13 protein-coding genes are annotated in these 11,894 nt (G+C 46.0%); 2 read left to right on the top strand and 11 right to left on the bottom strand.

Annotated elements, in window-relative coordinates; genetic code table 11:
• Window positions 1-45: 45 nt before the first annotated feature.
• From C8R30_RS09985 to C8R30_RS09950, 8 genes are all read right to left on the bottom strand, one after another.
• The gene (locus C8R30_RS09985; RefSeq protein WP_090666424.1) at window positions 46-735 is read right to left on the bottom strand and encodes a 4'-phosphopantetheinyl transferase family protein; all 690 of its coding nucleotides are present in this window, start codon (window positions 733-735) and stop codon (window positions 46-48) included.
• Window positions 713-1,450 (bottom strand): thioesterase II family protein, encoded by a 738-nt coding sequence (locus C8R30_RS09980; protein ID WP_107790046.1) that lies wholly within the window; start codon window positions 1,448-1,450, stop codon window positions 713-715. Before C8R30_RS09980 ends, C8R30_RS09985 begins: the two co-directional genes overlap by 23 nt.
• Before the next feature lie 11 nt (window positions 1,451-1,461).
• A complete protein-coding gene (locus tag C8R30_RS09975) occupies window positions 1,462-1,677 on the bottom strand; it encodes an MbtH family protein (protein WP_090666428.1) in 216 nt (71 codons plus the stop codon).
• A gap of 225 nt (window positions 1,678-1,902) precedes the next feature.
• A complete protein-coding gene (locus C8R30_RS09970) occupies window positions 1,903-2,418 on the bottom strand; it encodes a sigma-70 family RNA polymerase sigma factor (RefSeq protein ID WP_239654281.1) in 516 nt (171 codons plus the stop codon).
• Window positions 2,419-3,163: 745 nt separating this feature from the next.
• Entirely contained in the window at window positions 3,164-4,621 is a 1,458-nt protein-coding gene (locus C8R30_RS09965; RefSeq protein WP_090666430.1) for a TrkH family potassium uptake protein, read from the bottom strand.
• Window positions 4,622-4,632: 11 nt separating this feature from the next.
• Window positions 4,633-6,078 carry a Trk system potassium transporter TrkA gene (gene trkA, locus C8R30_RS09960; protein WP_090666432.1) on the bottom strand — a complete coding sequence of 482 codons (1,446 nt, stop codon included), beginning with the start codon at window positions 6,076-6,078 and terminating at the stop codon, window positions 4,633-4,635.
• Between the two features lie 45 nt (window positions 6,079-6,123).
• Window positions 6,124-6,930 (bottom strand): inositol monophosphatase family protein, encoded by an 807-nt coding sequence (locus C8R30_RS09955; protein WP_090666434.1) that lies wholly within the window; start codon window positions 6,928-6,930, stop codon window positions 6,124-6,126.
• 2 nt (window positions 6,931-6,932) lie between these two features.
• Window positions 6,933-7,490, bottom strand: a complete 558-nt coding sequence (locus C8R30_RS09950) for a thioredoxin family protein (protein WP_107784486.1) — start codon at window positions 7,488-7,490, stop codon at window positions 6,933-6,935.
• 56 nt (window positions 7,491-7,546) lie between these two features.
• Between C8R30_RS09950 and C8R30_RS09945 the strand changes: the two genes are divergently transcribed.
• Window positions 7,547-8,368 carry a 16S rRNA (uracil(1498)-N(3))-methyltransferase gene (locus C8R30_RS09945; RefSeq protein WP_338065854.1) on the top strand — a complete coding sequence of 274 codons (822 nt, stop codon included), beginning with the start codon at window positions 7,547-7,549 and terminating at the stop codon, window positions 8,366-8,368.
• 85 nt (window positions 8,369-8,453) lie between these two features.
• Window positions 8,454-9,800 carry an amino-acid N-acetyltransferase gene (gene argA / locus C8R30_RS09940; protein WP_107790045.1) on the top strand — a complete coding sequence of 449 codons (1,347 nt, stop codon included), beginning with the start codon at window positions 8,454-8,456 and terminating at the stop codon, window positions 9,798-9,800.
• Window positions 9,801-9,852: 52 nt separating this feature from the next.
• Here argA and C8R30_RS09935 read toward each other — a convergent pair whose 3' ends face one another.
• From C8R30_RS09935 to C8R30_RS09925, 3 genes are read right to left on the bottom strand one after another with little or no spacing between them, the layout of a single operon-like run.
• A complete protein-coding gene (locus tag C8R30_RS09935) occupies window positions 9,853-10,356 on the bottom strand; it encodes a TPM domain-containing protein (RefSeq protein ID WP_107790044.1) in 504 nt (167 codons plus the stop codon).
• Window positions 10,357-11,253, bottom strand: a complete 897-nt coding sequence (locus C8R30_RS09930; RefSeq protein ID WP_177182266.1) for a TPM domain-containing protein — start codon at window positions 11,251-11,253, stop codon at window positions 10,357-10,359.
• Between the two features lie 31 nt (window positions 11,254-11,284).
• Window positions 11,285-11,890 (bottom strand): LemA family protein, encoded by a 606-nt coding sequence (locus C8R30_RS09925; RefSeq protein ID WP_107790043.1) that lies wholly within the window; start codon window positions 11,888-11,890, stop codon window positions 11,285-11,287.
• Between the last annotated feature and the right edge of the window lie 4 nt (window positions 11,891-11,894).

Raw genomic sequence — 11,894 nt, 5'->3', positions numbered from 1 at the left:
TTTTATCAAATACTTCATCGTTACTGTCACCCGGCAATTTGGAAATCAGAAGAAAAAAGACTGAGACCGATCACATAATGGGCGATGTTGCATTAAAGACAATGCCGCCACATAGTGATTAGGCGCTTCGATCGACCAGGCTTGGATCGTTGTCCAGCTAGCCCGATCATGTGCAATGCGGTAACTGCCATCTTGATTCGGTAGAACCGTAATCGCCTGCAAATACTCGGCAATGCCTACTCCCAGCGCCTTCAACGCCGATTCCTTTATAACCCAGAGTTCGATCAGATTCTCACTAGACCAAATCCCCAGATCACGCTCCTTTGGTGATAAAACATACGCATCTAAATGGGTCATATCCCGATTGCGGGATTCGATATCGATACCCACCTCGCTTTGAGTAGAGAGCGCAATCAATGCAAAACTGCCTGCATGGGTCACATTGAATGCAGGCGCAGAATCTGCCTGCAAGCGCGGCTTACCAAAATCGTTCACATCGATGCGCAATGTCCTCGGGGAGGAACCTACATGTTTCGCTAGCAAGCGGCGTAGTGCTGCACGCGTGGCTATCGTACGGATTTGATCTTTAAATTGATGAAAACGAAGTGCGCGCTCTTTTTCTTGCGTGCTCAATAATGCCCAATCTTCTGCGAGCCGAGTTGAATCGAAATCAAATTCAAGCAGCCAGACTTCGGTATCCGTGGGCAATGTTTCAGGCAGTTGCACACGCTTCACAAGCTACCCCATTTAAACTTTCAGTCAATCGTCTAGTCAGCATTGACAAAAACGCTTCTTCAGATTGACGAAGAAAGAAATGGCCTCCCTCAAACCAATCCAGCGTAAACGCTCGGTTTCCTGTCAAGCGCCAATCATCGAGTTCTGATACCTTGATCGTATCTGCCCGTCCCCCAAAAACATGGATAGGGATGGGCAAAAACGGTAATTGAGCGTGCTGGAAACTCCCACAAACACGATAGTCAACCGACAACAAGTCTAGCGTCATCGTCAGTAACTCAGGATTATCGAATACGGCTTCTGGTGTCCCGCCCTGCTTACGTAAATCCGCGATAAGCGCCGCCCGCCCTTTAATGTTGTTGTAGCGTTCACTATCTTGACGATTCGGTGCTGCACAGCCTGAAATTAGCAGCGCAGCGGGGAGTGGCAAATTGCGGGTAGATATGTGCTGCGTGATGCCATAGGCCAACAACGCGCCCATGCTATGGCCAAAGAAGGCATAACGTTCAGGCCGCATAGCGACGAGTTCATCGCACAATCGGGCTGTCAGCTCGTCATAGTTTTTTTGTGGAAGCTCATGTAATCGGCTGCCACGCCCCGGTAACTCAATCGGCTGGACTGAAATCCAGGAGGGCAATGACCGTCGCCACCGCAGATACATCGTCGCACTTGCGCCCGCACAAGGCAAACAGAACAAAGTAAGAGCAATTGCCATTAGCAGCACCGCTATTGTTTTTCGTCCATAAAGCGGCGCAAGCTGAGCGGCCGCATGTCTGTCCAGGTTTTCTCAATATAGTCGAGACATACTTTCTTATCACCCAATACGCCTACATCTCGCCACCCTGCTGGAATGGCTTTCCATTCTGGCCAAATCGAATATTGCTCTTCATGGTTGACCAACACACGAAACACACCATCCTCGCGATCAAAACAACTCGTCATAACACCTCACAAATTTCCGAATAATTACGATTAGCATCTATTAATAAGAATGCTTCTTATTCAAGTTAGACGAATCGGAGCGAGGAGAATACAAAAAATGAGTTGAAGCATTTAGCGATCCAACAAATTCCGGACAAACCGATAGGATTGAACTTGTATTCATGTATTTACTGTTACCCTCGATCAGCGTTAGCAAGCAAACGTATCCATTAGTGTTGTTGCACATCAATTATGCATTGCTTGCCTGCAATAATTTATTGCCTGATGGATAAGGTTGTTGGCAAGAGAAATAGAAATATTCAACTCAGCGGCTATCATCCTGTGGGTATACCCCTCTACGCGATAAAGCTCGAACGCTCGCTGAGTACGGGCAGGTAATTTTGCTAACGTTTGCGCTACTCGCTCAAGTTGCTGGCAATTAATTACATATGCCTCAGGCATACCTGCCACAGCAGGCACATGCATTCCTTCTTCGTCAACACCAAAAAGTTCGGATTCAAACGCGGTGCGTCGATAGTGGTCTATCGCTAAGTTACGGACAATTCGATACATATATGCCAGCGGTTGTTTAATATTTTGTGTCGCCGTCATTTCGATAATCTTGATATAGGTGTCTTGCACGACATCATCTGAGCGCTCCCAATCACCTAAAATTTTGTAGGCGGCACGTTGTAATTGTATGCGGTTCGCGACAAACAGCGCGTTTACTTCCTGCGTCCACTGCTCAATGGGTATCATCATAAACCTTTATATTTTTAAATAATGATAGTAGTAGTAATATTAATGATAATGATTTGTATTAATTATTTTTCACAATATATTAAAAAGTTACGCCTATCCATATTCCGCTAGTCGGCAAATGAATCGCTAACTAACTAACAACAGGAAACAGGCTTAACAAACGCTACAAGTAACCGGATTACACCTTCTGCAAGGTATAACCTTTCGGGATATAGGCAGATATCGATCGGGCTTTAAATAGACTATTTTGACCTTAGGACAGAAACTTAAGGAAAAGATAAGAACTGATTTGATATCAGCACACATAAAGCCATCCCCATAATCAAGCAATGGCTGGCTGACAAGCGAAATTCGCTTTGTTGGCTGGCTATGAGTTAATGTAAATTCGTTTGATCATCGTAACAAGGTATGTACCGCACTCTGTAAAACTGAGCTAATCGGTTTTCCTCTGATTACGATGTCATCAAGATCAAATATTTTTCAACAGAGCGTAATGATAATAATTCTTATTTGACATGTAAATAATATTGAACGCTAGCAACAAAAAAAATATGCCTCTATTTCATTTTCAGCTTCACTTGATAAGAATGTAGACACACAAAGAGGATCAAAGAGGATGCTAGGAGACTATCCGAAAATAGTGATCGTATTCAGCCACTATGGCTGATCTCTTAGAAAATACGTAAACCCCAGAGATTCAGTGCACATTGGAATAAACCTAACAGATTCCATAGAAAAGGTTGTTTTATTTTCTCCAAAACACAGCAGTAAATACAATTAAAAAAGTATAAAACTCCAACCTTCCCAGCAACATCGCTAAACTGCACATCCATATTTGAAAATCTGTCAAAGACGCGTAGGTAGTCGCGGGTCCAATTTGATTGAGACCTGGCCCGAGATTATTGATCGATGCAACCGCCGCCGAGAAAGCTGTCATGCCATCCAATCCGCTTAGCGTCAGGATCAGCGTCATGAAAATCATACTCACTAAATAAACGAATAAAAAAACGAGTACAGCAAAGATGATGCGATTGGCTACGACGGTTCTTCCAAGCTTAACGGGAGAAACCGCCTGCGGATGCATAATTGTGATCATTTCACGAAAAAATTGTTGATACAAAATCCGCACACGTATCATTTTTATCCCACCGCCGGTTGATCCGGAAGAAGTACAGAAACCAGACAAGAACAGCATCCATAACGGTGCGAAGATGGGCCATAAACTATAGTCGGTATTACTGTAGCCTGTCGTCGTTGCCACTGAAACAACATTGAAAGAAGCATAGCGCAGTGCCGTCAATGGATCGGTATAAACGCCTGTAACCCACAAGTAGCCAGCTAGACCGATACAGCTCATGAATACGATCATAAGATAAGGCTTAATCTCTGGATCATAGCGATAGGGCAAAATGCTTCGCCCGCGCCAAACCAAAAAATGTGTTGCAAAATTGATACCACCAATCAGCATAAAAACAATTGCAACCAGTTCAATTACAGGTGAATCCCAATAGCCATAACTTGCATCATGAGAAGAAAAACCTCCCAATCCTAGCGTTGTAAAAGCATGCATCACCGAATCGAACCAATCCATTCCTGCTAATTTATAGGCAAACATGCATAGCAAGGTCAGCGCTACATACACGAGCCAAAGTCCTTTTGCTGTTTCAGCAATACGGGGGGTCAACTTAGATTCTTTCATGGGGCCAGGAATTTCAGCCTTGAAAATCTGCCTCCCCCCTACGCCCAGCATCGGCAAAATAGCGACTGCAAGTACAATGAGCCCCATGCCACCCAACCAAACCATTTCACCACGCCATAAATTGATCGAATAAGGCAAAGTATCAAGGCCAGTCAACACTGTCCCACCGGTAGCAGTTAAAGCAGAAGTGGCCTCATAATAAGCTTTGGCAAAGCTGATCTCAGGAAAGAAGCGCAATATCGGAATCATGCCAAAAATAGGCAGCAGTAGCCAAACCAAGACAACCAATAAAAAACCGTCACGAATCTGTAATTCTCGCTTATACCGATGTGTCAGGAGAGCAATAACTGTGCCACAACATAGTGTGACAAGGATAGCTTCACCAAAAACAGTCGAGGAACCATCTTCTGCCCAATATGCGACGGCGAAAGGTACCAGCAGCGTCAATCCGAATACGAGTATGATTTTGCTGAGAATATTGGCAACCGACAGAAGATGATTCATAGCGCGGCTGATTATAAAAAGGATGCGCTAACCTGAAATAGTCTTTCAATTTGTCGAATCATTCTTTTATTGACGACAAACAGGATGACATGATCATCTGATTCAATGATGGTATCGTGATGTGCGATGATGACATGCACCTTACCCTTTTCTTCGCTGTAATCACCTTCCACGTCGCGCGTGCTGACCCACCTATCATTTTTAGGGGGTAATCCGCGAACAATAGCCCCAATTGTCGCGCCTTTAGGTAGTTTGATATCTTCTACTTTACGCCCCACGATATTGGATGACTTAGTATCGCCATGTGCAACCAGTTCAAGTGCCTCAGCCGCACCTCGACGCAGACTATGAACTACCGCCACATCGCCCTGCCGAACATACGCAAGTAATGAGCCGATTGTCACCTGCGCTGGTGAAATTGCTATGTCAATCCGATCGCTTTGCACGAGGTCGACATAAATGCCGCGGTTGATCAAGGCGATTACTTTGCGTGCACCCATACGCTTAGCCAGTAGGGATGCCATAATGTTATTTTCATCGTCATTGGTGAGCGCACAGAATACATCCATTTCGGCTATGTTCTCGCTATCGAGCAATTCCTCATCCGTGACATCGCCATGCAATACCAGCGATTTTTGTAAATCCTGCGCCAGTAGCTCGCACACCTTGCCATTACGTTCGATAATCCGAACTTGATAGTCTTTTTCGAGTACGGCCGCAAGGCGTCTACCCGTTTTACCCCCCCCGGCAATCATGATGCGCTTAGCCGGCTTATCCATACTGCGTAATTCACTCATCACGACACGAATATCTTGAGTAGCCGCAATAAAAAAAACTTCATCACCCACTTCGATCACAGTATTCCCTTCAGGAATGATGGGGCGGTCTTTACGAAATATCGCCGCAACCCGCGTATCGACATTGGGAACGTGCTTACGTAAATCCTGCAGCTGATGTCCGACGAGTGGACCGCCTTGCAATGCTCTCACTGCGACAAGGCTCACTTTACCAGCAGCGAAATCGAGTACCTGTAGAGCTTCCGGAAACTCGATCAATTTTTCGATATACTCAGTCAGAATCTGTTCAGGGCAAATGGCATAATCGACGCAAAAATTATTTTGCGAAAAAAGTTCAGGATGATCGAGATAATCGCTAGCACGAATCCGAGCAATCTTAGTAGGGATATTGAATAGGCTGGCGGCGATTTTACACGCTGCTAGATTGGTTTCATCACTCTCAGTCACCGCTAATACCATATCGGCATCTTCAGCCCCCGCCCGCTTAAGTACGGAAGGATAAGACGCGCTCCCGACGACCGTTCTCAAATCAAACCGGTCTTGCAATAAAGCAAGCCGCTCCGCTGCCACATCGACAACGGTGATATCATTTGCCTCGCTTACCAGGCTCTCGGCTACAGTAGAGCCGACTCGTCCAGCGCCTAAAATAAGAATTTTCAATTCTAACTAGCTTGTTTTTAGCGTACGGTGAAATGACTGATTAGCTTATACCGCAGAAACTTCATCATTCTGATGGTGGGCTCTGACCCAATCGCGCCATTGTGCAAACAAAACGGGATCAAGCGCTGCAATGACAGAACGTCGCCAAGGTGAACCTGCCCAATAATCATCCTGATCGAAACCGCACATGGAACCGCCTGCTTCCTCCAAAATCAGGCTGCCTGCTGCGTAATCCCACGGCTTCTGACCACCGTGCAAATAGAGATCAAAGTAGCCAGCAGCGGTATAGCACCACTCCAATGCGCAAGCCCCATAGTTTCGTTGCGAAGCATAAGGAGGATAGGTCGCTATTTTTCCCGCCAATTTAGGATCGAGACGCTTAAGATCGACATTGGCTATCGCAGTACGTAAATGCGTTTGACGTTTTCTCAAGGGCAGAGGCATGCCGTTAAGATAGGCTCCCTTACCTTTCTCGGCATAAAACAATTCTTTAGTTACGGGATTGTAAATCACACCCAGTACGCTCCGGCCTTTGCGCATCAAGGCAACGGAAATGCCGAAGAAAGGCAATCCATTGAAAAAATTAGAGGTACCATCAATTGGATCCACACTCCAAAGCCCCCCATCCCCTGCCTCCCACTGGGCATGTTGCTGCTGATCTGTCATTTCCTCGCCCATTATGGCTACTGGATAGATACGATACAATTTGTCCAATAAGGCGTCTTGTGCTATTAAATCAGCCTCTGTATAAAGACTACCATCTGCTTTGAGCTGGCGTACTACTTGCATGTAACGAGGCATAACTACTTCTTGGGCGACTTCTTTAACTACTGCGATTACTTGCTCCAGCATGCTTATTCAGCCCGCCACTTGATCGAGCATCCTATACTCGGTATTTGATCCCGCGGTCCTTGCCCTGTTTTGGCAACTTGCACCATCGCTTCAAACAAATCTCGACGTGCATCCGGAGGCGCCGCTTCTTTACGGGAGGCATCCAATCGTCCACGATACTGTAATTCCAAGTTGTTATTGAATCCAAAAAAATCTGGGGTACATACAGCACCATAGGCCTTGGCAATCTCCTGGCTCTCATCCCATACATAAGGGAACGGGTAGTTAAATTCCTTGGCAATTTTAGCCATGTTCTCAAACGAATCTTCTGGGTAGTCGGCAGGATCATTCGACATAATCGCAATCGCGCCTACACCATAGCCCGCCAGCTCATTCACATCGCGAATAATACGATCACGGACCGCTTTGACATAAGGACAATGATTGCAGATAAACATTATCAACAACCCATTCTTACCTTTAACCGCTGCTAAGTTATAACGCTTTCCATCCACACCGGGCAAATCGAAATCAAGTGCCTTCCAACCGAAATCACAAATAGGTGTCTCAAGACTTGCCATACTTATTCTCCTTATTCGTCTTATTCATAGGTGTTAGCTATCTTTGTTATATTATCATGGAATCGAGGTCAGCCTGCTGCCCGGCCATCACGCCCACTATCTACTTATCTGCCAATATGACCGCACGTTTTTATTACCCTGGATCCTTATCATCAGGACAAATGATGGTTTTACCTATGAACATCAGCCATCATGCTATACGCGTGCTACGGCTTAAGCAGGGCGATACGCTCATTTTGTTCAATGGTAGAGGCGGCGAGTTTTCAGGATCGATTGAACATATCGATAAATCGAACTGCACAGTCAGACTCTCAAAATTTCATGAAGTTGAACGGGAATCACCGCTTACTATCCATCTGGTACAAGCTGTTTGCGTAAACGAAAAAATGGATTGGATCATACAAAAATCGGTCGAGCTTGGCGTAAGCCATATACAGCCTGTGACAGCGAACCGCAGCGTAGTCAGACTCTCTGAAGCACGCGCGCATAAGCGGCGCTTACATTGGCAACAAATTGCCATTGCCGCTTGCGAACAATGTGGAAGAAACCATGTTCCTGAACTTCTACCATTGCAATCGATTTCCGAATGGTTCAGTCAGCAATTGACAAATAAACCGAAAAACACAAAATGTAAATTAGCTTACAGATTCATGCTTTCAGCAAGCGCAAATAAGCGTTTAACTGAATATCCATCACCCGCGCGCGAGGATTCGATCACACTACTCATTGGGCCGGAGGGTGGTTTCACCGATGAAGAAGAAAAAGCTGCTTTCTCGATTGGATTTATGCCGGTACGCTTAGGTCCACGTATTTTACGTACCGAGAGTGCGGGCCTAGTCGCTATCGCCGCTGCCCAGACTTTGTGGGGTGATTATTAATTTAAAAATAACCTATTGTGACGCTTCTAAGTGTTAATTTCACTACACTACATTTAAATATTACCTACAACAGCTAGCTCTGAATATGACTCGCAATATTGATTTTGTCGCTTGGTTTCGTTCCGTTGCTCCCTACATCAACGCATTCCGCGGTAAAACATTCGTGATTGCTTTTGGTGGTGAAGTTGTGGCTGATGGCAATTTTGTCGAATTGGTTCACGATTTCAATTTATTAGCGAGTCTGGGCATCCATTTGATTCTCGTGCATGGAGCACGTCCTCAGATCGAGTTCCAACTCAGACAACACAATTTAGATGTGATCTACGTAAACGGTATACGCGTTACTGATATGGCTTCGCTTCAGTGCGTCAAAGAAGCGGTAGGCAAAGTTCGTGTAGAAATCGAGGCGCTCATGTCCATGGGATTGCCCAATTCGCCCATGGCCAATTCTGCCATTCATGTCGCCAGTGGCAATTTTGTAACTGCTCGCCCTATCGGTGTATTAAATGGTGTCGACCTGATGTATACCGGGGAGGTAAGAAAAATCAATACATCAGTGATTAAAGCCCGCCTAGAAGATGGCGAAATTGTCTTACTTTCACCACTCGGCTATTCCCCTACCGGCGAAATCTTTAATCTCACGCTGGAAAATGTTGCGACCGAAGTTGCGATTGCACTCCGGGCTGATAAGCTGATATTTCTCATGAATCCAGCCGGTATCTCGCGAAAATCCAAGGATCACCAAGATGACTGCGCTTTATGGCGAGAACTGACAGTCAAGGAAGCAAAATCTGTACTAAAAAAATTCACGACACCTATCGATTTGGCAGATGACGTGCAGTTGTATCTCCCTTGCGCGGTTCGTGCTTGTGAGCAAGGTGTTGGACGGGTTCACTTGATCAGCCGTCATATTGAGGGTGCCCTGCTACAAGAATTATTTACGCACGAAGGTATCGGCAGCATGATCACGCAAGGCCCGTTGCAAACATTACGCGGTGCAGAAATAGAGGATATTGGCGGGATTTTGCAGTTAATCGAGCCCCTTGAAAATGAAGGTGTGTTAGTTCGCCGCAATCGTGAATTATTAGAAATTGAAATCAACCGTTTTACCGTCCTGGAGCACGATAACATGATTATTGCTTGCGCTGCACTGTACCCATTTCCTGAGGAGAACGCCAGTGAATTGGCTTGCCTGGCAGTTCATCCTCATTATCGTAAAACCGGTTGTGCCAGCACCTTACTTAAGCATATCGAGCAACAGGCACGAACGCAGGGCGATCATAAGCTGTTCGTGCTTACGACACGAACAGCGCACTGGTTTATTGAACGTGGCTTTGTTGAAACAACGCCTGACAAACTCCCAAAAAGCAAACAGAATTTCTATAACTATCAACGGCGCTCAAAAGTGTTCATGAAGCAATTGCCATTCTGATTGACAAAAAAAAATGTTCATTTTCTTGCTTTCGAAGTATGTTTGGCAGGACTTATCCCAGTACCACTGGCCTGTCAGACAGTATGTTCTCTCCACCCGCTGATTCCGCCGGAAAATGGGTTTGCAATAGATGGGTTATCGCGTTGATACCCGCGAGCGCGCCCGCCTCAAACTGCCCTTTCCGAAAAGTACGCTCCATTTCATGGCAAATGGCTTCCCAGCCGGCTAACCCTACTTTTGCATCAATGCCCCGGTCAGCAACGATTTCTACATCATGATCGGCAAGCAGTAGATAAATCAATACGCCATTATTTTGCGGTGTATCCCAAACGCGCAACAAGGAGAAAAGATCGATCGCCCGTTCCCGGGCAGATTGTCCCTTTAGTAAGGGGAGTAAATCCAATGATGGCTCCACCGCAAAAATGATTTCACCGGTATGGCAGGCTTCGGATTGTTTAATTGCATGCTCAATGGCATCTAACGAAGCGACAGAGAATGTACGTTTGACTGCGAGTTGCCCCGTCTTCAAATGGCACAAAATACGTAAAAAATTCATTCACCACCTTCCCGACGCACCGCCACCACCAAAACTTCCACCCCCGCCGCTAAACCCACCACCTCCGAACCCGCCGCCAAAACGACCTCGAGGCCAACCACCTCGCCCACCGCGATAATAACCTCTACTGGAATTTTCAAACAAGCTTATGAGAAAGATGACCAGCGCAATTAAAATTGCGACCGCCAAGGAAGAAAAAAGCAACCAAATGATGACGCCCGCCATGCTGCCGGTGATTGCAGCGCCCGCTAGGCGACCTAATAAGGTTTGCATCATTTTACCCAGCACCAGAAACACGAGTAAAATGGGAATGAAATTGTCCCCAATAATGCCTAATTCGGATGAAGCGCCACGATCATATTGAGAATGTGGCAAAGGCAGCGGTTCACCTTTGATGATACCTATAATCTGCTCGATTCCGGCCCGAAGACCACCGAAAAAATTACCCTGCTGAAAAGCAGGAGCAATGATCTCGTCAATAATGCGTCGTGCAATAGCATCTGGCAAGGCGCCTTCCAGCCCATAGCCTACTTCAATACGAAGGGCTCTGTCTTGTTTAGCAACGAGCAGTAACACCCCATCGTCAGTACCCTTACGTCCAAGCTTCCATGCTTCCGCGACGCGTATCGAATATTGTTCAATCGTTTCAGGTTGTGTTGTCGGCACGATCAGCACTGCAATCTGACTACCCTTCTCTGTCTCAAAATCGGTTAACATACGCTCCAATTGAGCGATTTCCCGTTCCGATAAAGTCTGAGTTAAATCGGTTACGCGAGATTGGAGCGGCGGCACCCCCACTTCTGTCATGGCTGTCATGGAAAGAGAAAGCGGGGCAAAGAAAACCATCAAGATTGCCAGCCAAATTCTAACTGAAATGCTCACTATGCTATTAGTCATTTCGTGCTAACACTAATGCAAACTGCCGAGGTTATTGAGCTGGCGTAGCCGCTTCGAAATCAACCTTAGGCGAGACTGAAATAGCTCGCTCATTTTCAACCGTGAAACTCGGCTTGACTTCAAAGCCGAACAGCATGGCGGTAAAATTGCTTGGAAAGGAACGCACAATCACATTATATTCCTGCACTGCCTTGATATAGCGGTTACGCGCAACGGCCACACGATTTTCGGTTCCTTCCAATTGAGCTTGTAAATCACGGAAATTCGCATCAGATTTAAGTTGTGGATAATTCTCCACTATAGCTAACAGGCGTGCGAGCGCGCTCGATAATTCACCCTGCGCACCTTGGAATTTGGCAAACGCTTCGGGGTCATTGATAAGCTCTGGTGTGGCATGAATACCACTCACCTTGGCACGCGCGTTGGTTACGCCCAGCAATACTTCTTTTTCCTGAGCAGCAAATCCTTTGACCGTATTAACCAGATTTGGAATCAAATCAGCCCTACGCTGATATTGATTGATAACTTCCGCCCAGCTTGCTTTGACTTGTTCATCAGCAGTTTGCAATGTATTGTAGCCACAACCACTCAACACCACCAAGCTAACCCATACGAGAAAAAACAACCTTATTCTCATAAAG

The sequence above is a fragment of the Nitrosomonas nitrosa genome (genome assembly GCF_003051105.1).
Classification (GTDB): Bacteria; Pseudomonadota; Gammaproteobacteria; order Burkholderiales; family Nitrosomonadaceae; genus Nitrosomonas; species Nitrosomonas nitrosa.
This window is presented reverse-complemented; position numbering and strand designations above follow the sequence as displayed.